Raw genomic sequence first — 25,433 nt, forward strand, 5'->3', positions numbered from 1 at the left:
CGATCTATTTTTAAAGATAGTATCGACGACGATGTAAATTATCAGTTAATATTTTCAAAACAACACTCAGCCACTATAGTTTCACTATAGACAGGCTACTGGCGAAGGATTGAAATGACGCAAACAGACTTGCCTTTATACCCTAAAATATCATCGATTTATAATAAAATTCTGCAATTAGCGATCGCAATTGTGCTGATTGTGGTGTTGTTGAATTTTATTTTGGCAATCTACAGTCGTCAGGCGTCACTTATTACTGAACAACAGCAAGTTTACGGTGATAACTATATTGAGCAAGCGGCGCAAGCGACTTTAGTGCTGCTTCAACACAATAAAAAATCGGCATTAACAGCATATATTGATTCACTATCGCAACCAGCATTTGTCGATAGCGCTGTGTTGTATGACGAAACTGGGCAAATTATTGCTCAATCGGGTCAAGTAAAGCCGGTTAGTGAATTGTACCCATCAGGGCAACTAGTCACCGAAAGTACGCCAAGTTTAAAGCCCTTTGTTATTGAACTGCGTGATGAGCGACTACAGGGGTATTTGCGATTAACTATTGTCGAAGGAATATGGCAGCAAGGGCTAATTAAAGCCAATGACGATAATCAGGAAATGATGCGCATTATGCTATTAATGGCGGGCGCAGCTGGCTTTTTATTAACACGTGGCTTAAGTCGATTTAGCCGTCAGGGTTATCGCTTTAAAGCAAAAAGCTGATCAATATTGAGCTCAATTTGTTCGGCAATTTGTTCAGCAGGTTCTTCCCTTAATTCAACCAAAGTTTCAAAGACTTTAATTAACTGCAGCGGCGAATTGTCTTGTCCTTGAAAACCATTAAGCGGCATGGCAGGCGCATCGGTTTCCAGTACTAAGCTTGATAGCGGCAGCCTTTTTATTGCATTGATGGTTTTTTTTGCTCGTTCATAAGTAATGGTGCCGCCAATACCCAGCTTAAAGCCCAAGTCGATATATAGTTTTGCTTGTTGATAACTGCCAGAAAAAGCATGAATAATACCTGCCTGTTCAAGCTTTGCCTGTTTTAAACATTGATAAACTTCTGGGTGAGATCGCCGGTGATGAACAATAATTGGCAATTGGTGCTTATTGGCTAACTGAAGTTGTTGTTCAAAGATGCTAATTTGCTGCGCTAAATTGTCTTGCTGTAGAGCAATTGTGCCATCAACACCCGCTTCACCTAATGCAATAATAGTTTCGGCATGTTGGCTTAGTAAAGTATCAAGCTCGGTAATCGAATGTTCATTGGTTTGTGCTAAAAACCATGGGTGAATACCTAGGCATGGCAGTAGTTGGCAATTAGCACGTGGCTGGTTGGCAAGCTTTAATACCTGATGCCAGTTTTCAGGGCCAATACTAGGAATGATAATACGCTTAATATTTAGGGTGTTACATTCGGTGAGCAGGGCAGGCAACTTACTGGATAAAGCATCGAAGTCTAAGTGACAATGGCTATCAGTGAAGGCTACCACTATGAGCTCCTGTAATATTGACTGGCTAAGTTTATTTAAGTGTAGTTCGGCGCTAGATCGTTAACGCCGCTTTTGCCCGCTAAAAACTAGAGCCTAAAGCGGTTCGCGCGATCAACGATTTTATCTAACACCGGGGTTAAATTAAATTTAGCAATAAACTCGTCTGCAAGTTCTCGTTCTCTTAGCAAAGTATCAGCAATATAAATGGCATGAGCAACCCCAAACGGCATCGCCAGTAATTTTTTGGGCTGATGATGCAATACGATTGATTCAATGACGCTGTAGTCAAAGCCCCATAAATGCAGCAAATAACCACCGATATTGGCGTGATCTGTGGCAAATATCTTACGCTCTAATAAAATATTGTCTGAGCTATTAAAGCGGTTTTTAAAGAATTTTTTCGTTTGCACCGAGTCGATATCAAATAATACAAGTTTACCAATATCATGTAAGAGCCCTGCAAGTAAGGCGTTGGCTTTAAGCTCTGGCTTAACAAGCGATGCCGCTAGTTTAGCGGTTGATAGACTATGTAATTGCTCCTTTTCAATTGAAAAGTCAGGAATGTTAAGCTGATACGAAAACATTTCTGCAGTCATCACAATGCAACATAAAGTATCTACGCCCATTTTGGTAATGGCGTCACTAATGTTGTTGATTTTTTTGCCTTTTGACATTGCCGAGCTGTTAACAAATTGCATGACTTTAGCAACTAACGAGGGATCTCGGCCGATAATCTCGGCAATTTTACCGGAATCTGTAGTGTCGTCTTTTAGCAACTCATTTAGCTGCATATAGACTTTAGGCGGGCTAGGTAAACTAGTGACATTGTTGACCGCTTTGACGATCACTTGTTTAGTGATCGCCTTGTTGTAAGGAATTGCACTCTCTAACACTTTGACTAAATGAGCCGCTTTTAGCGGCTTATTTAATTGGAAGTGCGAATTGTCATGGCCTAGATTATTGCGTTTAGCACAAAGTACGATACGCACTGCCAGCGGAGCATAAGCTTCGAACTGGCTTAGTAGCTCGCTAATATCAGCCAGTTGATTATCAGCCACTAACACATCATAGCGTTCACTTTGCAATAATTCTAAGGTTAGTTCCGAGCTCTCAACTATGCTAAGTAGATGATTGCCACGGCTAAATACTTGTTTAACAATAGCTTGGTCAGCTTCTGATGCGCCGACAAGTAACAACTTCATGCAACAATTCCTTGATTCACATGGGTTTACATGCGTTCCATTACTTCAATGCCTAATAGATTTAAGCCTTGTGCTAAGGTGTTCGCAACAACCGCGCTTAATGCTAAGCGTGATAGTTTAACCTCTTCGCTAATACCGTCTTTTAAGATTGGGCAAGCTTCGTAGAAACTCATAAATAAGCTAGCTAATTCATATAAATAATTACATAGCAGGTTAGGTGTACATTCAGCGATCACTGAATCTAATACTTCTTCCAGTTGTAAAATTTTCAAAGCTAATGCTTTTTCTTGCGGCGCTTCAATACTCACTTGTCCATTGACACTGTCAGCAGCAATACCCGCTTTGTTGAAGATACTTTGAATACGTGAATACGCGTATTGCAAGTAAGGCGCGGTAGCTCCTTCAAAGCTCAACATGGTTTTCCAGTTGAAAATATAATCGCTAGTACGGTTTTTTGAGAGGTCAGCAAATTTTACTGCGCCAATACCAACTTTACGCGAAACTTCAGCAAGTTGCTCGTCGCTGATACCTGGATTTTTCTCTTTAATCACTTCGGTTGCACGAACAACAGCTTCATCTAATAATTCAGCAAGCTTGATAGTGCCGCCGGTACGGGTTTTAAAGGGCTTGCCATCATCACCCATCATCATGCCAAACGGGCAGTGATCATAAGCGACGTTTTCAGGTAAGAACCCTGCCTTACGGGCAACAATTTCCACTTGTTTAAAATGCAGCGATTGGCGGGCATCAGTAAAGATTACGATGCGATCTGCAGCTAACTTACCGCTTCTGTAACGACAAGCTGATAAATCGGTTGTTGCATAAAGGTAACCACCACCTGATTTTTGTACGATAAATACTGAAGGCTCGCCATCTTTATTGGCCATTTCATCAATAAATACCACTTTCGCGCCTTGGTCTTCTACGGCAATTTGTTGTGCCATCAATTCATCAATAACCGCAGGTAAATCATCGTTATAGGCACTTTCACCCATAATGTCATTACGCGTTAGGGTAACATTGAGCTTGTGATAAATTTCTTCACTGTGGGCAATGGAAATATCGATAAATTGCTGCCAAAGCTTGTCGCATTCTGCATCACCACTTTGCAGTTTTACCACGTATTCGCGAGCGCGATCGGCAAAGCCATCTTCATCATCAAAACGCACTTTCGCTTCACGGTAAAAATTTTCTAAATCAGCTAGTGCCGTTTCAGCCACTTCATTGGCGGCTAATTTATCGCTTAAATGCGCGAGTAACATACCAAATTGTGTGCCCCAGTCGCCCATATGGTTTTGGCGAATCACTTTGTCACCGCGAAACTCAAGTGCGCGTACTACGGCATCACCGATAATGGTTGAACGTAGATGACCAACGTGCATTTCTTTGGCTAAGTTTGGCGCGGAATAATCAACAACTACGGTTTGCTGTTTATCATCAGCAGATGAGCCGCGCTGAGTAACGCCAAGGTGGTCATCGTTGGCAGCACTGGCAAGTTGCGTTGCTAACCAAGCATTACTTAAATGAATATTAATAAAACCAGGGCCAGCTAATTCAATGTTTTCAGCAATACCAGCTTCAACCAATAAAGGTGTTAATTCATCAACTACCTTAGTAGCCAATTCGCGCGGGTTAGTTTTTAACTTTTTCGCTGCGCTCATGACGCCATTGGCTTGGTAATCGCCAAATTGTGGTTTAGTTGATTGGCTTACCGCAGGGTTAGTATCCGCTGGTAAACCGGCTGCCACCATGGCTTTAGAAACTAAGTCACTAAGTAGTTGTTTAATATTCATGTTTTCGCTTTCTCTTTGCTTTATTGCATGAGATTCCGGCTTGCGCCGGAATGACGTTATTCGTTTTTTTAAATACCGTAATCAAAGTACTATATGACGTTTAATTACAGTTCTGCAATCTAGATAGGATTTAGGCAAAGCCGCTGAACAATTTTTGTTAGGAGCATAGTAAACTATGTGACTAATAAAAATTGTGAAAGCAATGCCGTCTAAATTTTATCTAGGCAGCAGAAATTTTAGTGTTCACGTGTTTTGTGGAAAGTTATATCCGGATTTCGCTCTTGCGCTAGATTTAAATTCACCATTGTCGGCGCAATATAGGTTAAGTTATCACCACCGTCTAATGCTAAGTTATCTGACGATTTCTTGCGGAATTGATCTAACGTGCGCTCATTATCACAAGTACACCAGCGCGCTGTTGCTACGCTAATCGGTTCGTAAATCGCATCAACGTTATATTCAGTTTTAAGGCGTTGAACCACCACTTCAAACTGCAGTACACCTACCGCGCCAACAATCATGTCGTTGTTATCTAGCGGTCTAAATACTTGCACCGCACCTTCTTCAGATAATTGAATCAGACCCTTTTGTAATTGCTTCGCTTTTAGTGGATCGCGCAAGCGGATACGACGGAACATTTCTGGCGCAAAGTTAGGAATACCGGCAAATTTCATGTCTTCGCCACTAGTAAAGGTATCACCAATTTGGATGCTGCCGTGGTTATGAAGGCCAATAATGTCACCAGCAAATGCTTCTTCTACGTTTGAGCGATCCCCTGCCATAAAAGTAACGGCATCGGCTATTTTGACGTCTTTACCAATACGTACTTGGCGCATTTTCATGCCTTTTGTGTATTTGCCCGAAACAATACGCATAAAAGCGATACGGTCACGGTGTTTTGGATCCATATTCGCTTGAATTTTAAAGACAAACCCTGAGAACTTATCTTCAGTGGCTGCAACATCACGGGTATCGGTTTGACGTGGTTGAGGCGCTGGTGCCCATTTAGTTAAACCATCAAGCATATGGTCAACGCCAAAGTTACCTAAAGCGGTACCAAAAAATACCGGCGTTAATTCACCCGCTAAAAATTCATCTAAATTAAATTCGTGTGATGCGCCTACCACTAATTCTAATTCTTCACGTAAATCTTCGGCATAGTTGCCAATAGCCTGGTCAAGATCTGGATTATCAAGCCCTTTAATTACGCGTTTTTCTTGAATGGTGTGGCCTTGGCCGGTGGCGTATAAAATAGTTTCGTCGGTTAAGATGTTATAAACACCTTTAAATTCTTTACCCATGCCGATCGGCCAAGTAATTGGCGCACATTTAATTTTTAAAACGTCTTCCACTTCATCCATTACTTCCATTGGATCGCGCACATCACGGTCCATTTTGTTCATAAACGTAATGATTGGTGTATCGCGCAGACGAGTAACTTCCATTAATTTAATGGTTCTGTCTTCTACACCTTTTGCCGTGTCGATAACCATTAAACACGAATCTACCGCTGTTAATGTGCGGTAAGTATCTTCAGAGAAGTCTTCATGGCCTGGGGTATCGAGTAAGTTTACTAAGCAGTCAGCATATGGGAATTGCATTACCGAGGTCGTAATTGAAATACCACGATCTTTTTCCATTTCCATCCAGTCAGATTTGGCGTGTTGCCCTGATTTTTTACCTTTCACCGTACCTGCGGTTTGTAAGGCTTGACCGAATAACAGTACTTTTTCGGTGATGGTGGTTTTACCAGCATCCGGGTGAGAAATAATCGCAAACGTGCGGCGTTTAGCGACTTCCTGCTGTTGCATTGACATACAAGCTACCTTTTAACGTATGAAAGTGGAAATGGACGAAAATTAAAGCGCGATATTATAGCGGAAAAATTGCGTTAAAAGCAGTAGCTTTGTAAATAAATTGCCGAGTTTTTCTACTGTCATAAGCCATATGCCATCGCTTTATCATCACTTTAGGTACCGAAGCGATAAAATTTTACTTGTGCATTTCGATTACGTATGTAATCTTTAATTGAATTACATTTGTAATCACTAATTAAACATTAGATAGATATTAATTGGAATAACATGAAAAATTACGGTGTTTTGCTTTTATTAATGTTTTTACTTAATGGTTGTAGCACAACAACCGTGCACCTTTATGGCAAATATTTAACTAATGAACAGCAGCAACAAGTAATAACGCTATTAGCGAATGAAGATGTTGTCGTTGAGGTAAATCACTTGGATTTTCCGGAGTTAATTCATTCTTCAGCGATTATATATTCGCCTTTTGTGGCTAACCCTAATGTAGTGAGTAACGTAAAAACTGCACTGGAGCCAAACTGGCCCATTAACTATATCAGCGCGTTAAAAGAAGGGCACCATTGGTTTCAGCAAGACACGCTTGGTTTATTTTTAGTGCCAGAGGGAGTGAATCCGCACTCAGGGCAAAATTTGGCAGATTTGTCGTTGCGTTACTTGAGTAAAAAAAGTTTTAGCGAGAATAGCTTAAGTAAAAATGGCCTAAGTGAGAGTGGTTATAGTGAGAATAATCTAGCTAATGATAACCCAGATGAACATTGCCAATCTCAATTATCTTTGGATTTGCAGCGTGATGGTCGTTATCAATTTAGTGACGAAATTAAAGATCAAAGTTACAGTTTTGGCAGATTAGGCTACTGGCGAATACGGGCTTATCCCTATATCGAATTAAAGCCTAAAAATAATGGTCGGTGGTTATATTTTGAAGTTGAACAATTAACCGAAACCGACCAGCTTGGCGAAGTGAAACTAGTTAAACTAGTGCCGATGGAAAGTTACCCTGGATTAGGTAACTGCCAATTTATTTTTGGCGAGCGCAAATAACTAAATATAAAACAATGAGTAGGTAAAAATGGCGGATGTCAGCAATGCAGAATTAGAAGTGTTAGCGGTACTTTGGCAGCAAAGTCCGATGTCAGCACAAGATATTATTGAGCAGTTGAATCAAGAGCGTGAATGGCATGAAAAAACGGTAAAAACCTTGCTCAATCGTTTAGTGAAAAAACAAGCAATTGGCTTTGAAAAGCAGCAACGAAAGTATCTTTACTTCCCATTAATTGCTCAAGAAAGTTATCAAGAACAAGCCAGTCAATCGCTTATTCAGCGCTTGTTTAGCGGCCGAATCTCACCGTTAGTTGCCGGATTTGCCAAACATAATCAGCTAAAAAAAGACGATATTGAGTCATTAAAACAATTAATTGAACAATGGGAGCAAGACAATGATTGATTGGCTTACCAGTGTTATTGTGCCATTTACCTTATCGTGCTCGTTGTTATTGATCTTGCGATCTTCTGTGTTAAACCAGTTGGGGGCAAATGTTAGCTATTTAGCATGGTTGATAATTCCTGCTAGCTTAATTGTACCATCCATCGAATTACCTAATTGGTTTGCTGCGATAAACCATGGGCAATCTATTCAACAATATTTTGTTTTTGCTGATACTGTGGCGTTGACACATTGGTATTTGCCAATTATTGAATATGCATGGGCTGTAGGTGGTGTTGTCTTGTTTAGTTATTGGTGCTTTCAGTACTTTACTTTTCAACATTTTACAATCATGAAATCTGAACAATATTGTCAGTTATCCACAAACCAAAAACTTCCGCACAAAGCGCAAGTCATTAACAAGTTTTTACCAATTTATATCAGCAGCGAAGTATTTAGCCCGATGTTAGTCGGGGTGATTAAGCCCAAGTTGATGTTACCCGACAATTTTGAGCAACTATTTACTGAGGAACAACAAGAGATGATCCTCGAACATGAACTTTGTCATTACCAACGTGGTGACATGGTATGGAACTGTTTAGCGCTGCTAATTTTAGCGTTATTTTGGTTTCACCCCTTGGCATGGCTGGCGTTTTCGCGCTATCGTCGTGACCAAGAGCTTTCCTGTGATCAGGCTGTGTTGGCGCGCAAACACATCTCTTACAGGATTAACTACAGCAAAGCCTTGCTGGTGGCAGCAGAGAATGCACCACCACTTGGCTTTGCTCAATTATCCTTTAAAGAATATGGAGATAAAAACGTGATGTTTGAGCGTATTAAGTTAATAAAACACAAGCCAAAGTCATCTAAAGTTGTGACAACTGCGATGTTTGTTGGTGCGTTGTCGTTACTGTCGGCAATGAGCTATGCAGGAAATTCCGTCATTGGAGCAAATACAAAAGGCCAAGAAATTCAAGCGATTTCACGCGTGGAGCCGGTTTATCCGAGCCAAGCGGCGGCTGATAAAGTCGAAGGTTCGGTAGTACTTAAATTTGATATCACGCCTAATGGTGATGTCACTAATGTGATCGTAGTTAGTGCAACGCCAGAAAAGTACTTTGATAAAAGTGCTAAAATCGCGTTACGTCAATGGAAGTACCAACAATCTGCTGCGGGGATGAAAAATGCCTTGGTACAATTAGATTTCGTTTTATCGAAAGATTCAGCCACTAAATTTAAACAGGTGGAACAAATACAAGTAAGCGGTTAATTGATTGTAGCTAAATACACAGTGGCATCTAATTAGATGCCATACTTTTAAGTGAGCTGGTGCTAAGCAAACAAGCTGGAGATAAAATCGATTTCCTGGTGATTCACCACCTTGCTTGGCGATGCTTTCTTACTGAATTGTTGTCGAATAAGTTGTTCACATTGAGATGCAGATAAGTCAGTTAAGCGTTGTAATTGATCAATGGCATTGGTCACTAGCATATGAGCCAGTTGACGATTTTGATTAGATAGCTGAGATTGATTACGCATAACAGATCACCTGTCACCCCACTTAACAATAAACAGGCTAATTTTAGTGGATGTCGAATTGAATAATTAGCGTTTTTGGGTGACTAACTGTTGCAAGTTGTAACTGAGCGAGCAATTAGCTGGTAGAGGTATGATTGCCGTTGTTTATCTTAACAATATTTGCACATGACAATGGCATCTTCATAGCCAACTTCTTTCGGGTAATAGCCAGTACGACGTCCAGTTTCAATAAAGCTTTGATTGATATATAACATGATAGCTGCTGTATTGCTGGCTCTTACCTCTAACCAAATTTTTTCTGCGCCAAGTGCAACGGCTTGCTCGATAAAATGAGAAATTAGTGCTTTGCCAAAACCTTGGCCTTGTTGGCTGGGGGCAACACAAATATCCATCAACGTAGCTTCGCCAAGAATGTATTCGCCAATGTAGAAGCCAATAGTGTCATTTTCTGCTTCTGCGCTTGTTATTTCAGCATAGCTGCCGAAATAACGACCACCAATACAAGAGCGTAAGGTTTTTTCTGACCAAGGATGACTGTGACAAGCTTGTTCAATTGGCATCAGCATATCAACATGGTGTTGTTCAATTGTTGAATATAACAGAGAGGTTTTCATTCTATTACTCTTTTAACAACTTATGCGTTGCCGATTAAGTGCCACAGCTGCTTTTTTAGCGTCACAGATTGACTAATTCGTTCAATGCTCGGGCTTAATAATTGGTTTTTATTTAGGCTTACCGTGTCTGTCTCAACAAAACGCCAATTAATTAGCCCAAGGTCTATGGTGTTGTCAGTAAAGGTAACTTCACTTGGCGTAACGTTTATCGCCAGCAATAAATCATTAAATAATGTGGAGTTGGCAACTTCAGCCGGAACCACTGGCAAAAAGCTCTCGACAGGCGAAGCTTCTTTGCTTCGTTGTTGATACAAAGGTATGCCCATTGCGCTTAGTTTATCGAATGCTTGTGCCGAAATCATCAGGTGTAGTTGTTAATAATTTTGTAGTTATCATGTCAAAATCAACGAAATATAGAAAGCTAAACTTCGAAAATTATCGTAATTGATTGAGGAAATTAAAGATAAACAAAAGAAGGAAAAAAGTGGCAGGGGTAGAGAGATTCGAACTCCCAACCGTCGGTTTTGGAGACCGCTGTTCTACCAATTGGAACTATACCCCTGCAGAGGTGGTGAATTATACCCAAGCAAAACTAAAGGTAAAGTACTTTGCAAAAAATATTGTACTGTTCGATTAATATTTCAGCAACGTTAGTGTTTGAACGATAAAAGTGCCAAAAGTAATGGCTGTAGGTCATAGCTATTAGTGCTTAACTATTTGTGCTTAGCTATTTGTGTTTAACCAAACCGCGACGTTAAGCCGCGACGTTAAGCCGCAACAGCATTAACCTGTTACGGCTTTGGTAAGTGCATTCGATCCTACGTTCTATTATTGGTTATTAGGAATTGCTCCTGAAGTTATCCAATAACTATCTTTCATTTCATCAACCGATAAGCTTCTACAAGCAACAGCTGTTGAGCAATTAATGCCTGGTAATCTGGTACCTGTACGCTTAATGCGTTTTCTAAATTCATTTAGTTGATCGTCAAGTATTTCAGTAATATTGGGCGCGTTCACGGTAATGACTTCGGTGCCGTCATCTTCTGGCCACATCAACATGTTATCAGCATTTTGCACTAAAGGTTTTTTCTCTAAAGCGCTGTACAGTTTAGGAAAACTTTCTTCGGTGATATCTTCATAACTATAAATATGCTGAACAAATTCTGGCATATCATTGTGGCGATACTTAAACGCTCTTGCTAGCCATTTATCAGCTTCAGCTTTGTCTTGTACACCAAATTGATCACTGTAGTGAATTATACCCAGTAAATACATGGCATTCATATGTTGGTTATAAGCCGCTTTTTCTAAGTAGGATATGCCTTTGTCGTAATCGAAAAAGCGTTCATTAATCAGGTAAACTAAGCCCGCTTTATATTGTGCTGTTGGTACGCCTAATCGTGCGGCTCGGCGGTAGTTTTCCATGGCACGCACTATGTTTTGCGGTGTGCCATAACCGTGGTAATAAAATTCAGCAAGGGTGGCGATAGCATCAGCCTGACCACGTTTGGCATTGAGTTTAAAATGCTTAAAGTACTCTCGACATTCGTCAGCATCACATGGTTCTATAGTGATCGCTTGACTTGAGAGACTAAAAGTCAGTGCTGCGATGACAAAAATAAATGATTTTAATTTCATTGTTACGTCCTTTTTTCGCTTTTCATTAAATATTAGGGCGTGTTGATCTTTGCTGTTTAATTTTCGTTCGAGATAAATGCGTTTTAATCGCGGCGTGAGGTGTGACGCCTAGTCATCTAAGCAAACTTCCTCACAACCTTTTCTTTTAACAAAAGAGTAAAACGCTTTTAGCCGAACCTTTCAGGCAGCGTTTGTTGTCATTTCTACTGTGTTAGCACTTTATCATGGGGAGTAACCACACATCAAAAGTGCTGCCGTGTATAAACTTCCAACAAACTGCTGCAAAAACAAACTTAAAAGAACAACACGCCCTAAAGGCTTTATTTGTTTTTTAAAGTAAAAAAGGTGCGCGTTTAAAACCGCCATTCGCGCACCATTACTTAAGGGAACTAGTTGTTGCTCGTAGCGTTTTGAGAACCGCTGCTAATAAGGTCCATATGATCTTGCATTTCCTGTACAGTCAGTGCTTTACATGCTGTGGCTGTTTGGCAATCAATACCTGGCATTCTGCTGCCTAAATGACGATCTTGTCGTCGCGAAGCTGCCATTTGTTGTTTAAGGAGTTCGTCGATATCTAGCGCGCGGACAGTAATTACTTCTGTACCATCATTTAATCGCCAAGCTAGTTTGTTATTAGCGGTTGTGATTAATGGTCTTTTGCTAAATGCAGAATATAAATGTGGAAATTGAGTTTTGGTCAAAGGCTCAAAACTTAAAATATGACTAATAAATTCTGGGATATCTGGATGCTGTTCTTTGTAAGCTTTGGCTAGCCACTTATCCGCCTCTAATTTGTCATGATCGCCAAATTGGTCACTGTAATAAATTGCCCCTAAAAGATAAGGGGCATTCGGGTGATTATTGTATGCGGCTCGCTTTAAGTATTTTATGCCTTGTTCAAGATCTTGAAATTCATCATTATTTAGGTAAAGCAAAGCTAATTTGTATTGAGCGCGAACGACACCAAGTTTCGCCGCTTTTTCATAATACCTTTTTGCTAGCCCCAGATGTTTATTGGTACCAAAACCGTGATAATAAAATTCGGCAAGCGTCGCCATTGATTCAGCATGCCCGCGTTTGGCGGCCTTTTTGAAAGATAAGAAATAATCAATACAGCGCTGTGTTTGGCACGGCTCTACCTTAATTTGTTTAGCATTAGCGCTCAAAGGCGACAGCAATAAGCACAGGGTAAATACTGCACCGAATGTTATTGCAATTTTCATATAGGGTTACCACTTTAACGACATCGTGCAACAAAATATGATTAATTAACCTGCATTTACAGCTAATTGTGATTAGTGGCTGGATTGGTGTGATAAAAACGGATGTCATCCGGATAAGGAAATACGTCTTCAATAATGCCTTTGGCGACATTTTGCTGTGCTTGTTGCCAATAGCTCGCTTCTAATAACTCGGCATGATGTTTTAAAAATGCATTTCGATATTTAGGATTAGCTAAAGCAAAGGTAGCTAGCTCTTCTGGAAACATATCGCCGGGCTCCACGGTATACCATGGCTCTGCCGCATAAATTTGCTCTTCGGTTACTGGCTCAGGTTTTACTCTAAAGTTCACTTCATCCATGTAAGTAATTTCATCGTAATCATAGAAAATGACTCGACCATGACGGGTAACCCCAAAGTTTTTTAACAGCATGTCACCGGGGAAAATATCAGCGGCTATCAGCTGTTTAATCGCTGCGCCATAGCCCATCATTGCTTCATCAATTTGTGCATCATCAGCATCAGCTAAATATAAGTTCAGCGGCGTCATGCGACGTTCAATATACATGTGTTCAATAACCACTAAATTATCTTCGTAGCGAATAATTGATGGCGCTACTTGCTCTAGTTCAGCTAATAAGCTTTCGGAAAATCTATCTTTAGGAAAGGCAACCTCAGAATACTCCATGGTATCGGCCATACGACCAACGCGATCGTGAAGTTTAACCAGACGATACTTTGCTTTAACGTCTTTTTTGGTCATTTTTTTACTGGGAGCGAACTTATCCTTAATGATCTTAAACACATAAGGATAAGACGGTAGTGTAAATACCGACATCACCATGCCTTTGATACCAGGTGCTAATTCAAGTTTGTCATCACTGCGCTCTAAATGGTGTAAAAAGTCGCGATAAAACTGAGTTTTTCCTTGTTTGTGATAGCCAAGCGCGGCGTAAAGTTCAGCTTTAGTTTTACTTGGCATTAATTCCTGTAAAAAGTTAACCACTGGCAGCAAATATGGGCAGTCGACAAAGAAATAGGCTCGGGCAAAACCAAAAACTACTGCCATATGTTCTTTATTGGTTAATAGGGTATCGATATAAATATGCCCTTGCTCATCATTAAGAATGGCGACAATAAACGGAGTATCTCCACCCGGTGACACAACTCGTCCAATTAAATAGGCACCTTTGTTGCGATAAAACACAGTATCTAGCATATCAAACTTCATTTGGCTGACCGGATAGCGGGTTTTATCTGCGTCGTGATAAAAACGCTGAATAATTAATTGAATGTCTCGGTCAAGATCGCGATAGGGCAATTTAAAATTTGGCTTAGTTAAAATCGTGGCTATGGTATCAGATAGTCCCTGTTCATCTGGCTGATAACGGGTATAAATCTGTTGGTGTTTAAGGTTTTGCAAACACTCTTTTGATGACTCGACAAAGATAAAAGCATTGTAATAGTACTTACGTTCAAATAAGTGACAAAATATTGAATTATAAAAACTTTCGGCTAGATCCGCTTTGCTATGGTTAATTAAAAGGCTAATGTATTCTTGTTTTATTTGTTGCCATAATGCTTCATCTAACTCACCAATTTGGAAATCTTGTTTGATGGTGGTGAGGGTTTCTTTGATCCGTAAGTCGTAAAAATCTGTGCGTAATTTTGACGCTTCTTGGCCTTCCTGCCATTTCGCTTGTTCAAAAATAATTTTAGCCGAGTGAGTAATTTCATTAAATAGATGAAGGTGACGTTCAAAGCCGTTGATAATTGTTTTGGCAATGGCGATCGCTAAATTATTCATATTATTGACCAATTTCCGTTTAGCTAGATGACAAAAAGCTTGTCAGATTTGATGATTATTTTGAGCATAACGCAAGCGGCTAAAATGTGCTTGCCTATTTTATTGAATGGCGACTATTAACTTGGTCAATATTGCTGAAGATCATCGCTTGAATTTTGGGCGTTACAGCACTAGAATTACGCGTTTTTATTTGCGTCTAGCGTCCAACCGAGCGAGTCCAATCTTTTATTATGCGTGTATCTGATTTTGCCTTTGAATTACCAGAAGAGTTAATTGCTCGTTACCCGAAAACTGACCGAACTGCCAGTCGGTTAATGTCAGTTAATGGTAATGATGGTGTAATTGAAGACGGCACATTTACTGATGTTTTGGCAAAATTAAACGCCGGTGATTTGCTTATCTTTAATAATACTCGCGTGATCCCAGCTCGGATGTTTGGTCAAAAAGCATCGGGTGGAAAGTTAGAAGTACTTGTTGAACGTTTGCTTGATGAACGCCGCGTTTTAGCGCATGTTCGCTGCAGTAAGTCGCCAAAACCTGGCAGTGAAATTATTTTAGAAAATACCGTAAAAGTCACTATGGTGGCGCGTCATGGCGCATTGTTTGAACTTGATTTTTCACACCCAGAAAATGGTGATGAGCCGGTATTGTCTATTTTAGAGCGTATTGGCCATATGCCATTACCGCCTTATATTGACCGCCCTGATGAAGACTCAGATCGCGAGCGATATCAAACCGTTTATAATGAAAAACCGGGCGCTGTTGCTGCGCCTACAGCAGGTTTACATTTTGATGATGCGTTACTTGAACAAATTAAAGCCAAAGGCGTGTCGTTGGCGTTTGTTACCTTGCATGTTGGCGCCGGTACTTTTCAGCCAGTGAAAGTTGACGAAATTGCTGATCATATTATGCACGCTGAATATGTAGAAGTGTCTGAAGAAGTGGTAGCGCAAATCGAGCAAACTAAAGCCGCTGGTGGCCGTGTGATTGCTGTTGGTACAACATCAATGCGTTCACTTGAAAGTGCAGCAAAAGCGGCGGATGAACAAGATAAATTAATCGCTCCTTTTTACGATGATACTGATATTTTTATTACCCCAGGTTTTAATTTTAAAGTGGTCGATGCGTTGATCACTAATTTCCACTTGTCAGAATCAACGCTATTAATGTTGGTTAGCGCGTTTGCCGGTTACGACAATATTATGAACGCCTATCAACACGCAGTGACAGAGAAATATCGCTTTTTCTCCTATGGCGATGCGATGTTCTTAACCAAAAGAACGGTTTAATTTTTACCAAATAGATTTTAGTTTAATCAGTTAAATTGTTGATTGAACATAACCTTTAAGCCGCTGGTCTGTTTTACTAGTGGGCGGAGAACACAATGAAATATGAATTAATCAAAAAAGACGGCAAAGCCCGTCGCGGTCGTTTAACCTTCGACCGTGGTACCGTTGAAACACCAGCATTTATGCCAGTGGGTACTTACGGTACAGTTAAAGGCATGAAAACCGAAGAAATTAAAGAAATTGGTGCTGAAATTATTCTAGGTAACACCTTTCATTTAATGTTGCGTCCTGGTACCGACATCATCGAACAGCACGGTGATTTACATGATTTTATCAACTGGGATAAGCCAATTTTAACTGACTCTGGTGGTTTCCAAGTTTTTAGCTTAGGCGCTATGCGCAAAATCACCGAAGAAGGGGTGAAATTTAGCTCACCTGTGAATGGTGAAAAAATCATGTTAACCCCTGAACGCTCAATGGAAGTACAGCGCAAACTTGGTTCAGATATCGTGATGATATTCGATGAATGTACGCCGTATCCAGCAACTCACCAAGAAGCGAAAGACTCAATGGAGTTGTCGCTACGCTGGGCACAACGTAGTAAAGATGCTCACCAAGGCAATAAAAATGCATTATTTGGTATAGTGCAAGGTGGCATGTATGAAGATTTACGTGAAGTGTCAGTTGAAGGCCTAAAAGCGATTGATTTTGATGGTTATGCCATTGGTGGTTTATCTGTTGGTGAGCCAAAAGAAGATATGGTACGCATTTTAGATCACACTACCCCCTTGATCCCGGAAAATAAGCCCCGATATCTGATGGGAGTAGGGAAACCGGAAGACTTAGTTGAAGGCGTGCGTCGCGGCATTGATATGTTTGACTGCGTAATGCCAACGCGTAATGCCCGTAATGGCCATTTATTTGTGACTAATGGTGTGGTGAAAATTCGCAATGCCAAGAATAAAACAGATACCGGACCATTGGATGCAGAGTGTGATTGCTACACTTGTAAAAACTATTCTAAAGCGTATTTGCATCATTTAGATAAGTGTAATGAAATACTAGGGTCGCAACTAAATACCATCCATAACCTGCGCTTTTATCAACGTGTGATGAAAGGATTGCGTGATGCAATTGAGGCAGGTACATTGGACGAATTTGTAGAAGATTTTTATGCCCGCCGCGGCTTACCTGTGCCACCATTGGCCGAAGGTAGCGCGCAGGTTTAATGTTTAGCTTTTAAATTTATAACGATTAAAAATAGAGGAAATTATGAGTTTATCTTTAGGTACTGTTTTTGCTCAAGCACAGCCACAAGGTGGCGGCATGGAAATGTTAATTATGCTTGCCGTGTTTGGTTTAGTTTTTTACTTCATGATTTACCGCCCACAAGCAAAGCGTGTAAAAGAGCATAAATCACTAATGTCAGCTTTATCGAAAGGTGATGAAGTACTTACGCAAGGTGGTTTAGTAGGAAAAATCACTAAAGTGTCTGATGAAAAAGACTTTGTTGTAGTAAGCATTGCTGAAAATACAGAAGTGACAGTACAAAAGGCGTCTATTAGCGCAGTACTGCCGAAAGGAACCATGAAAAGCCTCTAATTGAGGCTTTTTTTGTAAAGGAAACATTGTGTTAAATAAAACGCCATTGTGGAAAACACTGCTAGTCATTTTTGTTGTGGCTATCGGTGCGTTATATGCTTCACCGAACCTTTACGGTGAAGACCCAGCAGTTCAGGTTTCTGGACTGAGAGGAGTTGAAGTTGACGCTTCAACACTTGATCAAATTAAAGCTCAGCTTAGTGAAAACAATGTTACGCCATCAAGCATTTCGCTTGAAAATGGTCAAGTATTAGTACGTTTTCGTGATACCGAAAGCCAGCTTAAAGCACGTGATATTTTAGATGATATCTATAGCCGTGATTATTCCGTTGCCCTTAACTTAACGCCAGCAACCCCTAGTTGGTTAGCAGGCATTGGCGGTACGCCAATGAAACTAGGTTTAGATTTAAGTGGCGGTGTTAGCTTCCTGATGGAAGTCAACATGAAAGAAGCGATTAATAAAGCGCAAGAGGGCTTAGTTGGCGATTTTCGTAGTGAATTACGTAATGAGAAAATTCGTTACCGTTCAGTAAGAGCGGAAGGTGAAGCGATTAAGGTTATTTTCAGAAACCTTGAAGATTTAGAGCAAGGAGAAAGCTTCCTAAGTAAGCAAAATCGTGATTTAGTGTTTACTATGGACGAAGACGCATTAACCTTAACTGCGTCAATGAGCGAGCAAAAGCAAAAAGAAATTCGCGAGTATGCGCTTCAGCAAAACATCACCATTATTCGTAACCGTGTTAACGAGTTAGGTGTTGCTGAGCCATTAGTACAACGCCAAGGTCAAAAGCATATTGTTATTGAGTTACCGGGCGTGCAAGATACGGCGAAAGCCAAAGAGATCTTAAACGCAACTGCAACCATTGAATTTAGAATGGTTGATACTGAAAACGATATTGCTAATGCTATTGATGGCCGTGTTCCTGCTAGCTCTCAATTGTTGTATGAGCGCAATGGAACGCCGGTATTACTTAAAAAGCGTATTATGCTAACGGGTGATCATATTGTTGATGCTAACTCAGGCTTCGATGAATACAGCCGTCCGCAAGTAAATATCACCTTAGATTCACCAGGTGGTAGCAAGTTCTCAAATGCCACAAAAGATAATATTGGCAAGCCAATGGCAACGGTATTTATTGAGTACAAAGGTACTGATAGAAAAGATGCCGAAGGCAATATGATCTTTGAAAAAGTGGAAGAAGTTATTTCTGTCGCCACTATTCAAGCGCGTTTAGGTAAAAGCTTCCGTATTACTGGCGCTGGCTCGCAACAAGAAGCACATAACTTAGCACTATTATTACGTGCAGGTGCGTTAATAGCGCCAATTCAAATTGTTGAAGAGCGCACGGTTGGTCCATCACTTGGTCAAGAAAATATTGAGCTGGGTTTCCAAGCAATAATGGGCGGTTTTGCCCTTGTTTTCTTGTTTATGATTATCTATTACCGCGCATTCGGTATTGTCGCTAATATCGCGCTAAGTGCTAACTTAGTGTTAATTGTTGGTGTAATGTCATTAATTCCTGGGGCAACATTAACCCTTCCTGGTATGGCGGGTATTGTATTAACCGTTGGTATGGCGGTTGATGCTAACGTTCTGATTTTCGAACGTATTCGTGAAGAGTTACGCAGTGGTAAATCGGTGCAGCAGTCAATCCATCAAGGTTATGATGCAGCATTTTCAACCATTTTAGATGCCAATATTACGACCTTAATTGCTGCCTTTATTTTGTTTGCCGTCGGTACAGGCCCAATTAAAGGCTTCGCGGTAACTTTATCAATCGGTATTATCACTTCAATGTTTACCGCAATTATCGGTACTCGTACCATAGTGAATGGCATTTGGGGCGGTAAGCGCCTTAATAAATTAAGTATTTAGGTGATAGCATCATGCAAATTTTGAAATTAAACGAAACTGTCGCCTTTATGAGCTACCGTAAGGTAGCCTTGGTATTCAGTATATTATTAATGGTGGCTGCGGTTGTTTCACTAGCAACTAATAAGCTTAACTTCGGTTTAGACTTTACCGGTGGTGTTAAAGTAGAAGTTGGCTTTGAGCAAGCTGCTGACTTAAACAAAATGCGCGCTGTGCTTGATGCTAACGGCTACAGTGACGCTATTGTACAACTATTCGGTACAAGCCGTGATGTGGTAATTCGCATGGCTGAGCGTCCAAACGTTAAAGCGGAAATGTTAGGCGATGAAATTATTAAAATTTTACGCGAAGGCATGAGTGTTGACGTTGAAATGCGCCGTATCGAATTCGTTGGTGCCAGCGTTGGCGATGAGTTAACTGAGCAAGGTGGTCTTGCGATGTTAACGGCACTGATCTGTATCTTAGTTTATGTCGCTTTTCGTTTTGAGTGGCGTTTTGCTTTAGGTTCAGTATTCGCATTATTCCACGATGTATTATTGACGCTAGGTTTGTTCTCGGTACTTGGTTTAGAGTTTGATTTAACCATTTTAGCAGCGATTTTAGCGGTAATAGGTTACTCGCTTAACGATACTATTGTTGTGTCAGACCGTATTCGTGAAAACTTCCGTAAGATTCGCGACGCAGGCCCAGAAGAAGTTATTAATATTTCCTTAACCCAAACCTTAAGTCGTACCTTTATTACCTCAATTACTACGTTATTAGTATTGATAGCCTTGTTTTATCAAGGTGGTGCCTTAATTCACGGCTTTGCAACTGCGCTATTATTTGGTGTGTTTGTAGGTACTTACTCATCAATTTATGTTGCCAGTTCGGTAGCATTGGCATTAGGTGTTTCAAAAGAAGACTTAATTCCAGAAGTGGTTGAGAAAGAAGGTGCTGAGCAAGAGCAAATGATGCCTTAGTAATTCGTATTTTAGAACAATAAAAAGCCGAAGCATTTGCTTCGGCTTTTTGTTGATGGAACTTTATGCAGGTGTTAATAGATGTTTAGTGCGCGCTTAATAACTTTTCATAACTAATATTATTTATCTGACCAAACTGCTAATTCATTACCGCAGGGATCAGAAAAGTGAAATCGTCTGCCGCCAGGAAACTCATAGGTTGGCTTAATGATGTTGCCGCCTGCGCTAATAATTTGCTGTTCAATAGCCGCTAAATCATCACTGTAAAATACGATTAATACACTGCCATTATCCGTGCTTGACGCTAAGTCAGCTTGATAAAAACCACCGTCGACAGTATCACCAGCAAAAGCGGTATATTCTTCGCCATAGTCGGTAAATTGCCAGTTAAATACTTGTTGATAAAACAGTTTAATTTTCGCCAAATCATTGGCTGGTAACTCTAAGTAATTAATCTTTGCCATGAATTCCCTCTTATTTTGGCTTAAAGCTTTGTCTAGTCTAGTTTCTTGTCGGTAACAATTCCTATTTGGTTAAACTTCATAAAGCTCTAACGGCAATTTATCTGGATCTTGAAAAAAGGTATAGCGCTTGCCGGTATATTCATCAACTCGAATGGCTTCAACGTCAATATTATAATGATTTAAATGTGTAACTATGGCATCAAGATCTTGCACGGCAAACGCTAAATGTCTAAGTCCTTGAGCTTCAGGGTAACTGGGTCTTGCTGGTCTATTAGGAAAGGAAAATAGCTCAATTTGGCTACCATCTGGCAGGGCAAGGTCTAATTTATAAGACTCACGCTCCTGGCGGTAGTTTTCGGCAATTATAGGCAGCCCTAAGACCTCACTGTAAAAATGTTTTGAGCGAGAATAATTACTGCAAATAATGGCTGTGTGATGAATACCGCTAATTAATTGAGGCATAGCTATGTTGTCTGTTTAATGTGTAACCATCTAATTTAAAAATAAAAAAGGCAGCGTTAGCTGCCTTTTTACTAAGCCTATAAGTCAATAGATACTCAAGACATCAAGCTAACTTAAGCGACCAAACCAAAAGGAGAAAGCTCAAGTCAATAGATACTCAACACATCAAGCTAATTTAAGCGAGTTAGCTTGCTGGCATTAACCCTTGGTTAATATCGGCAATATCTTGCTCGGAAATTGTACCAGCAGCACGTTTTAGCGCTAAAACAGCATTGATATAGCTATAGCGTGTTGAAGATAAGTTACGCTTAGCATTGTATAGGTTACGAGTACTGTTAAGGACATCGACAATCGTACGAGTACCTACCTCAAAACCAGCTTCTGTTGCTTCTAACGCTTTTTCCGCACTTAATACCGCTTGCTCTAAAGCTTTAATGGCTGATACGCCAGCAATCACCGTATTGTATGCATTACGTGTATCGCGAACCACACTGCGGTGAGTAAGCGATAAATCTTGGCTTGCGGCAACATAATTATGCTGCGCTTGACGTACGCGGCTAGAGGTTGCTCCACCTGAATAGATTGGTACCGTTAAGGTAATGCCAATTGAGTGGCTGTCTAAGTCCGGTTGATCAATTTCAGGAAAACTTTCTACTTTAAAAGTATCGTCAGAGTTAGTGTAACGACCAGTTAAGTCAAGTGTTGGATAGTGGCCAGCACGTGAAATATTAATGTTTTCTTTGGCAATATCAACAGACACTTTACGGGCAATTAAATCGATACTTTTAGCTTCTGCTGTTTGCTGCCATTCGTTTGCGCTATCTGGCATAGGGCGAGACGCTGTAAAGCGTTCAGTATTTAAAACATTAATCGCACTTGGGTAAACATTAGTTAAAACACGCAGGGCTTCTTCGGCATTGAAGATATTATTTTCTGCACGAATAACTTGAGTAACAGAGTCATCATATTCAGCTTGCGCTTCGTGAACATCGGTAATGGCGGTTAGTCCAACCGAAAAGCGCTGTTTGGTTTGTTCAAGCTGGCGTTCAATCGCCACTTTTTGCGCGTTAGCAAACTCTAAATCGTCTTTAGCGCTTAACAAGTTAAAGTAGGCGTTGGTTACACGAATAATTAAGTCTTGCTTGGCAACCTGGTAGTTTAAGTCTGATTGATGTGCAGCTTTTTCGGCATTGCTTAAACGCAGCCAAGAGTCATGATGGTAAAGTTGCATGGTAAGACTTGCACCATAGCTAAAATTATCCGCTTTAGTTGAATAAACGGCGCCAGCTGGCAAACCTAAGCTATTATTGGCACTAGCGACGGATTCTGATTTACTGTCAGTATAACTGCCGGTTGCATTAATTTGAGGTAATAAAACTGCTCTGGCTTGATCAATACCTTCTTTAGAGGCTTCATATTGTGCAGCTGCCTTTAATAAAACAGGATCGTTACTTAATGCTTGTTGGTACACCTGCATTAAATCGTCAGCAAAAGCTGATGATGAACTAGCTGCGAGCGACATACTGATCATCAAGGTGTTAAAAATTTTCTTCATGAGTAAGCGTTTCCTTTAGTGTGCAATTTACTCTTATTATTTTTGATAGACTAATGCTACATGGCTACGGCAAATAACTAAACGAAATAAGTGTTTACCAAGGAGACGCTTATGTAACAAAATATTATCAAAGTGTTAATGAAATAAATAATAGGACATTTCTAATGAAATTAAAAAGCCAATTTTATCAAGGAAATGCTAGCGATGTGAACTTGATTAGCCAACAAAATAAATTTCAAGGCTTTTTTCGACTAGACGAGTACCAATTAACCCATAAATTATTTAATGGCGGCACCAGTAAAGTAATAACTCGCGAAGTCTTTGAACGCGGTGACGCCGTTGCCGTTATTCCGTATGATCTTAAGCGACAATCAATAGTTGTTGTCGAACAATTTAGAACTGGCGCCCTTAGAACTCAAGCCAACCCTTGGCTTCTCGAGTTTATTGCCGGTATGTTTGATGCCAATGAATCGCCGATAGAAGTTGCCGTTCGCGAAGCTTATGAAGAAGCTAATTTACGGTTAGATGCGGATAAAATGCACCACATTACTAGTTACTTATCATCACCAGGTGGGACAAGTGAGCAAATTCACCTTTATGTGGCATCGGTTGATGCCAGTAATGTTGGTGGCGTTTTTGGTCTTCCAGAAGAAGGTGAAGATATAAAAGTGCATGAATTGTCGCTTAATCATGCCTTGGATTTAGTAAACGATGGTACAATTAATAATGCGATGACCATTATTGGTATTCAATGGCTAGCACTTAATTATCAACAATTACAAAGCCAATGGGCGAGAGATGACCTTAACTAAACGCGATTACAAGCCACACTTACCTGATTTAATGGAGCTTTGTGCCATTAATTATATGCTGGCGCTGAAATTATTGGCTAATCGTGAAGTCGCAGGCGATGTTAGATCATTCTCTATCGCCGAACATTTACAATATTTAATTACCGTTAATGAAGTTACCAAATACACCTCGTTAATTACGATTGAGCAAGTGCAGCATATTACTTTACCTGAGCTAGCCAATATTATTGCGCCGAAAATGGTGATTCGTTTATACCATGATGCGCAAGCGGCAGAAGTGGTAAGTAGTCAAGCTATTCGTAATATTAAACCTAAATATCGTTACCCGAATGAATTAATGCATTTACCTGATGAAAAACTGCAAGTGAACGCGTTTTTAAAAGAGTGGCTACAGGTGTGCTTAATACATGGCAAAGCGAGCTTTTGTAGTGAAACGCTGCAACCATAGTGGCATTGGCAGTAATCGAGTAATTAAATGATCAAACCAATAAATGTCGTTCAGTTTAGCGATTGTCATTTGTTTGCGGATAAAAATGCTGAGCATCATGGCGCAAATGTCTATCAGAATTTAGCACGAGTTTGCGCAGATATTGCTAAGCAAGAACATATTGACTTAGCGGTATTTACTGGCGATTTAACCCAAGATCATAGCGAAGACTCTTATCAAGTGTTTGCTGAAGTGGTTATTAAGCATCTTAGCCATACTCAAGTGGCGTTTTTGGCAGGTAACCATGACGACCCAAATCTACTTAGGCAGCATTTATCTGTTGCACCATTTATACAGAAAAATAGTGTAGCAATTGGACCATGGTGCTTTCATTTATTCGCCACTAAGTCAGAGACACCTGCGGGAATTGCTGATATTGAAGGCATTAATCAAATAATTGCTGAGGAAAACCCACAGCAATTTCATTTTGCTTTTATGCACCATCACCCAGTAGATGTTGGTTATTTTATCGATCGTCATGGTCTGATAAACCAACAAGAGTTTTGGGCGGCGTTAAATCAATGGTCATCGTTAAAAGGTTTGGCTTGTGGTCATATTCATCGCGGCTTAAACTTGATAAAAAAATTATCTGGGCGTAATTTACCTGTGTATAGTTGTCCGGCAACTTCAATTAAATTTGCTCAGCACCCACAGCAGTTAATTGCCGAATCTACCGAGCCTAGTTACCGGTTATTTCAATTTCAACCAGACGGTGAGATTACCAGTCAAATTATTCAGTTGTAGTATTTTATGTCAGACGCAATCTTATATATTCACGGCTTTAATTCATCATCAAAGTCGATGAAAGCTCAGCTTACCAAACAATATGTAGATCAACATTTTCCAGCCGTTGAATTTTATTGCCCACAGGTGCTTTCATCACCGCAAGCAGCGCTAGCACAACTAGATGAAATTCTACTGTCTAAGCCCGAGGCCAATTGGCGATTGATAGGTTCATCATTAGGCGGATATTTCTCTACTTATTTTGCTGAAAAATATCAAATTCCGGCCGTGTTAATTAATCCGGCAATCAAACCTTATATTTTGTTAAATGAGTTCTTAGGCTGGCAAACCAATCCTTACACCGATGAGCGCTACGAAGTGAAGGCAAGTTTTATCGATGATTTAAAAGCGATGGAGCAGCAAAAAATCACTGAAAACTTTTATCAAGTCATGGTACAAACGGCTGATGAAGTGTTAGATTATCGTTTAGCAACACAAAAGTTTGCTGGAAGCCAATTAACTGTTCAACAAGGCGGCGATCATAGCTTTATTAATTATGAACAAATGTTGCCTGCTATTGCTGAATTTTTGGCACTGAAATAAGCTAAAAGTAAAACCACGACCATAACTATAACCATAATAAGTACGATT

General features: G+C 40.2%; 26 protein-coding genes and 1 tRNA gene. 13 read left to right on the forward strand and 14 right to left on the reverse strand.

The window, feature by feature from the left end; genetic code table 11:
* Positions 1-114: 114 nt before the first annotated feature.
* Positions 115-723: an AhpA/YtjB family protein gene (locus ACOB82_RS09375; RefSeq protein ID WP_448212724.1), complete on the forward strand. Its 609-nt coding sequence runs from the start codon at positions 115-117 to the stop codon at positions 721-723.
* Here ACOB82_RS09375 and ACOB82_RS09380 read toward each other — a convergent pair.
* The 4 genes from ACOB82_RS09380 to prfC all read right to left on the reverse strand — a co-directional run bounded on the left by ACOB82_RS09380 (position 699) and on the right by prfC (position 6,305).
* A complete protein-coding gene (locus ACOB82_RS09380) occupies positions 699-1,493 on the reverse strand; it encodes a TatD family hydrolase (protein ID WP_448212725.1) in 795 nt (264 codons plus the stop codon). The two genes, ACOB82_RS09375 and ACOB82_RS09380, sit on opposite strands and share 25 nt — an antisense overlap.
* 86 nt (positions 1,494-1,579) lie before the next feature.
* Positions 1,580-2,695 (reverse strand): HDOD domain-containing protein, encoded by a 1,116-nt coding sequence (locus ACOB82_RS09385; RefSeq protein ID WP_448212726.1) that lies wholly within the window; start codon positions 2,693-2,695, stop codon positions 1,580-1,582.
* A gap of 26 nt (positions 2,696-2,721) precedes the next feature.
* Entirely contained in the window at positions 2,722-4,488 is a 1,767-nt protein-coding gene (gene argS / locus ACOB82_RS09390) for an arginine--tRNA ligase (RefSeq protein WP_448212727.1), read from the reverse strand.
* A gap of 236 nt (positions 4,489-4,724) precedes the next feature.
* A complete protein-coding gene (gene prfC, locus ACOB82_RS09395) occupies positions 4,725-6,305 on the reverse strand; it encodes a peptide chain release factor 3 (RefSeq protein WP_448212728.1) in 1,581 nt (526 codons plus the stop codon).
* A gap of 267 nt (positions 6,306-6,572) precedes the next feature.
* Between prfC and ACOB82_RS09400 the strand changes: the two genes are divergently transcribed.
* From ACOB82_RS09400 to ACOB82_RS09410, 3 genes are read left to right on the forward strand one after another with little or no spacing between them, the layout of a single operon-like run.
* Positions 6,573-7,352, forward strand: a complete 780-nt coding sequence (locus ACOB82_RS09400) for a hypothetical protein (protein WP_448212729.1) — start codon at positions 6,573-6,575, stop codon at positions 7,350-7,352.
* Between the two features lie 28 nt (positions 7,353-7,380).
* Complete coding sequence (locus tag ACOB82_RS09405; RefSeq protein WP_448212730.1) at positions 7,381-7,755, forward strand: BlaI/MecI/CopY family transcriptional regulator; 375 nt, start codon at positions 7,381-7,383, stop codon at positions 7,753-7,755.
* The gene (locus ACOB82_RS09410) at positions 7,748-9,004 is read left to right on the forward strand and encodes a M56 family metallopeptidase (RefSeq protein ID WP_448212731.1); all 1,257 of its coding nucleotides are present in this window, start codon (positions 7,748-7,750) and stop codon (positions 9,002-9,004) included. Before ACOB82_RS09405 ends, ACOB82_RS09410 begins: the two co-directional genes overlap by 8 nt.
* Before the next feature lie 62 nt (positions 9,005-9,066).
* On the opposite strand, the gene ACOB82_RS09415 is transcribed toward ACOB82_RS09410, so the two are convergent.
* From ACOB82_RS09415 to aceK, 7 genes are all read right to left on the reverse strand, one after another.
* Positions 9,067-9,273 (reverse strand): hypothetical protein, encoded by a 207-nt coding sequence (locus ACOB82_RS09415; RefSeq protein ID WP_448212732.1) that lies wholly within the window; start codon positions 9,271-9,273, stop codon positions 9,067-9,069.
* 149 nt (positions 9,274-9,422) lie between these two features.
* A complete protein-coding gene (rimI, locus tag ACOB82_RS09420; RefSeq protein ID WP_448212733.1) occupies positions 9,423-9,887 on the reverse strand; it encodes a ribosomal protein S18-alanine N-acetyltransferase in 465 nt (154 codons plus the stop codon).
* Positions 9,888-9,907: 20 nt separating this feature from the next.
* Positions 9,908-10,249, reverse strand: coding sequence for a DNA polymerase III subunit psi (locus ACOB82_RS09425; RefSeq protein WP_448212734.1), 342 nt, complete (start codon positions 10,247-10,249; stop codon positions 9,908-9,910).
* Positions 10,250-10,372: 123 nt separating this feature from the next.
* Positions 10,373-10,449: transfer RNA gene (locus tag ACOB82_RS09430), tRNA-Trp, on the reverse strand.
* Positions 10,450-10,715: 266 nt separating this feature from the next.
* The gene (locus tag ACOB82_RS09435; RefSeq protein ID WP_448212735.1) at positions 10,716-11,525 is read right to left on the reverse strand and encodes a tetratricopeptide repeat protein; all 810 of its coding nucleotides are present in this window, start codon (positions 11,523-11,525) and stop codon (positions 10,716-10,718) included.
* A gap of 389 nt (positions 11,526-11,914) precedes the next feature.
* A complete protein-coding gene (locus ACOB82_RS09440; protein WP_448212736.1) occupies positions 11,915-12,748 on the reverse strand; it encodes a tetratricopeptide repeat protein in 834 nt (277 codons plus the stop codon).
* A 62-nt stretch (positions 12,749-12,810) separates the two neighbouring features.
* Positions 12,811-14,553, reverse strand: a complete 1,743-nt coding sequence (aceK, locus tag ACOB82_RS09445; protein ID WP_448212737.1) for a bifunctional isocitrate dehydrogenase kinase/phosphatase — start codon at positions 14,551-14,553, stop codon at positions 12,811-12,813.
* Positions 14,554-14,783: 230 nt separating this feature from the next.
* On the opposite strand from aceK, the gene queA reads away from it, so the two are divergent.
* The 5 genes from queA to secF all read left to right on the forward strand — a co-directional run bounded on the left by queA (position 14,784) and on the right by secF (position 20,279).
* Positions 14,784-15,842: a tRNA preQ1(34) S-adenosylmethionine ribosyltransferase-isomerase QueA gene (gene queA / locus ACOB82_RS09450; protein ID WP_448212738.1), complete on the forward strand. Its 1,059-nt coding sequence runs from the start codon at positions 14,784-14,786 to the stop codon at positions 15,840-15,842.
* Between the two features lie 95 nt (positions 15,843-15,937).
* Positions 15,938-17,071 carry a tRNA guanosine(34) transglycosylase Tgt gene (tgt, locus tag ACOB82_RS09455; protein ID WP_448212739.1) on the forward strand — a complete coding sequence of 378 codons (1,134 nt, stop codon included), beginning with the start codon at positions 15,938-15,940 and terminating at the stop codon, positions 17,069-17,071.
* A gap of 43 nt (positions 17,072-17,114) precedes the next feature.
* The gene (gene yajC / locus ACOB82_RS09460; protein WP_448212740.1) at positions 17,115-17,444 is read left to right on the forward strand and encodes a preprotein translocase subunit YajC; all 330 of its coding nucleotides are present in this window, start codon (positions 17,115-17,117) and stop codon (positions 17,442-17,444) included.
* A gap of 28 nt (positions 17,445-17,472) precedes the next feature.
* Positions 17,473-19,320, forward strand: coding sequence for a protein translocase subunit SecD (gene secD, locus ACOB82_RS09465; protein WP_448212741.1), 1,848 nt, complete (start codon positions 17,473-17,475; stop codon positions 19,318-19,320).
* An 11-nt stretch (positions 19,321-19,331) separates the two neighbouring features.
* Positions 19,332-20,279, forward strand: a complete 948-nt coding sequence (gene secF, locus ACOB82_RS09470) for a protein translocase subunit SecF (RefSeq protein WP_448212742.1) — start codon at positions 19,332-19,334, stop codon at positions 20,277-20,279.
* 119 nt (positions 20,280-20,398) lie between these two features.
* Here secF and ACOB82_RS09475 read toward each other — a convergent pair whose 3' ends face one another.
* The 3 genes from ACOB82_RS09475 to tolC all read right to left on the reverse strand — a co-directional run bounded on the left by ACOB82_RS09475 (position 20,399) and on the right by tolC (position 22,760).
* Complete coding sequence (locus ACOB82_RS09475; RefSeq protein ID WP_448212743.1) at positions 20,399-20,743, reverse strand: VOC family protein; 345 nt, start codon at positions 20,741-20,743, stop codon at positions 20,399-20,401.
* Between the two features lie 69 nt (positions 20,744-20,812).
* Complete coding sequence (gene gloA2, locus ACOB82_RS09480; RefSeq protein WP_448212744.1) at positions 20,813-21,205, reverse strand: SMU1112c/YaeR family gloxylase I-like metalloprotein; 393 nt, start codon at positions 21,203-21,205, stop codon at positions 20,813-20,815.
* A gap of 184 nt (positions 21,206-21,389) precedes the next feature.
* Positions 21,390-22,760: an outer membrane channel protein TolC gene (tolC, locus tag ACOB82_RS09485; RefSeq protein WP_448212745.1), complete on the reverse strand. Its 1,371-nt coding sequence runs from the start codon at positions 22,758-22,760 to the stop codon at positions 21,390-21,392.
* 164 nt (positions 22,761-22,924) lie between these two features.
* Between tolC and ACOB82_RS09490 the strand changes: the two genes are divergently transcribed.
* From ACOB82_RS09490 to ACOB82_RS09505, 4 genes are read left to right on the forward strand one after another with little or no spacing between them, the layout of a single operon-like run.
* On the forward strand, positions 22,925-23,572 hold the full coding sequence (locus ACOB82_RS09490) for an NUDIX domain-containing protein (RefSeq protein WP_448212746.1): 648 nt from the start codon (positions 22,925-22,927) through the stop codon (positions 23,570-23,572).
* The gene (locus ACOB82_RS09495; protein WP_448212747.1) at positions 23,559-24,020 is read left to right on the forward strand and encodes a DUF1249 domain-containing protein; all 462 of its coding nucleotides are present in this window, start codon (positions 23,559-23,561) and stop codon (positions 24,018-24,020) included. Before ACOB82_RS09490 ends, ACOB82_RS09495 begins: the two co-directional genes overlap by 14 nt.
* A gap of 27 nt (positions 24,021-24,047) precedes the next feature.
* Positions 24,048-24,803 carry a metallophosphoesterase gene (locus ACOB82_RS09500; protein ID WP_448212748.1) on the forward strand — a complete coding sequence of 252 codons (756 nt, stop codon included), beginning with the start codon at positions 24,048-24,050 and terminating at the stop codon, positions 24,801-24,803.
* Between the two features lie 6 nt (positions 24,804-24,809).
* Positions 24,810-25,385, forward strand: a complete 576-nt coding sequence (locus tag ACOB82_RS09505) for a YqiA/YcfP family alpha/beta fold hydrolase (RefSeq protein ID WP_448212749.1) — start codon at positions 24,810-24,812, stop codon at positions 25,383-25,385.
* The last annotated feature ends 48 nt before the right edge of the window (positions 25,386-25,433 follow it).

Source organism: Colwellia sp. MEBiC06753 (assembly GCF_053470325.1).

What these genes read in the sequence shown, in the direction of transcription:
- ACOB82_RS09375 (WP_448212724.1), top strand. Translation starts at nt 115, where the DNA reads ATGACGCAAACAGACTTGCCTTTATACCCTAAAATATCATCGATTTAT.
- ACOB82_RS09385 (WP_448212726.1), bottom strand. Translation starts at nt 2,695, where the DNA reads ATGAAGTTGTTACTTGTCGGCGCATCAGAAGCTGACCAAGCTATTGTT.
- argS (WP_448212727.1), bottom strand. Translation starts at nt 4,488, where the DNA reads ATGAATATTAAACAACTACTTAGTGACTTAGTTTCTAAAGCCATGGTG.
- prfC (WP_448212728.1), bottom strand. Translation starts at nt 6,305, where the DNA reads ATGTCAATGCAACAGCAGGAAGTCGCTAAACGCCGCACGTTTGCGATT.
- ACOB82_RS09400 (WP_448212729.1), top strand. Translation starts at nt 6,573, where the DNA reads ATGAAAAATTACGGTGTTTTGCTTTTATTAATGTTTTTACTTAATGGT.
- ACOB82_RS09405 (WP_448212730.1), top strand. Translation starts at nt 7,381, where the DNA reads ATGGCGGATGTCAGCAATGCAGAATTAGAAGTGTTAGCGGTACTTTGG.
- ACOB82_RS09410 (WP_448212731.1), top strand. Translation starts at nt 7,748, where the DNA reads ATGATTGATTGGCTTACCAGTGTTATTGTGCCATTTACCTTATCGTGC.
- ACOB82_RS09415 (WP_448212732.1), bottom strand. Translation starts at nt 9,273, where the DNA reads ATGCGTAATCAATCTCAGCTATCTAATCAAAATCGTCAACTGGCTCAT.
- rimI (WP_448212733.1), bottom strand. Translation starts at nt 9,887, where the DNA reads ATGAAAACCTCTCTGTTATATTCAACAATTGAACAACACCATGTTGAT.
- ACOB82_RS09425 (WP_448212734.1), bottom strand. Translation starts at nt 10,249, where the DNA reads ATGATTTCGGCACAAGCATTCGATAAACTAAGCGCAATGGGCATACCT.
- ACOB82_RS09435 (WP_448212735.1), bottom strand. Translation starts at nt 11,525, where the DNA reads ATGAAATTAAAATCATTTATTTTTGTCATCGCAGCACTGACTTTTAGT.
- ACOB82_RS09440 (WP_448212736.1), bottom strand. Translation starts at nt 12,748, where the DNA reads ATGAAAATTGCAATAACATTCGGTGCAGTATTTACCCTGTGCTTATTG.
- aceK (WP_448212737.1), bottom strand. Translation starts at nt 14,553, where the DNA reads ATGAATAATTTAGCGATCGCCATTGCCAAAACAATTATCAACGGCTTT.
- queA (WP_448212738.1), top strand. Translation starts at nt 14,784, where the DNA reads ATGCGTGTATCTGATTTTGCCTTTGAATTACCAGAAGAGTTAATTGCT.
- tgt (WP_448212739.1), top strand. Translation starts at nt 15,938, where the DNA reads ATGAAATATGAATTAATCAAAAAAGACGGCAAAGCCCGTCGCGGTCGT.
- yajC (WP_448212740.1), top strand. Translation starts at nt 17,115, where the DNA reads ATGAGTTTATCTTTAGGTACTGTTTTTGCTCAAGCACAGCCACAAGGT.
- secF (WP_448212742.1), top strand. Translation starts at nt 19,332, where the DNA reads ATGCAAATTTTGAAATTAAACGAAACTGTCGCCTTTATGAGCTACCGT.
- ACOB82_RS09475 (WP_448212743.1), bottom strand. Translation starts at nt 20,743, where the DNA reads ATGGCAAAGATTAATTACTTAGAGTTACCAGCCAATGATTTGGCGAAA.
- gloA2 (WP_448212744.1), bottom strand. Translation starts at nt 21,205, where the DNA reads ATGCCTCAATTAATTAGCGGTATTCATCACACAGCCATTATTTGCAGT.
- tolC (WP_448212745.1), bottom strand. Translation starts at nt 22,760, where the DNA reads ATGAAGAAAATTTTTAACACCTTGATGATCAGTATGTCGCTCGCAGCT.
- ACOB82_RS09490 (WP_448212746.1), top strand. Translation starts at nt 22,925, where the DNA reads ATGAAATTAAAAAGCCAATTTTATCAAGGAAATGCTAGCGATGTGAAC.
- ACOB82_RS09495 (WP_448212747.1), top strand. Translation starts at nt 23,559, where the DNA reads ATGACCTTAACTAAACGCGATTACAAGCCACACTTACCTGATTTAATG.
- ACOB82_RS09500 (WP_448212748.1), top strand. Translation starts at nt 24,048, where the DNA reads ATGATCAAACCAATAAATGTCGTTCAGTTTAGCGATTGTCATTTGTTT.
- ACOB82_RS09505 (WP_448212749.1), top strand. Translation starts at nt 24,810, where the DNA reads ATGTCAGACGCAATCTTATATATTCACGGCTTTAATTCATCATCAAAG.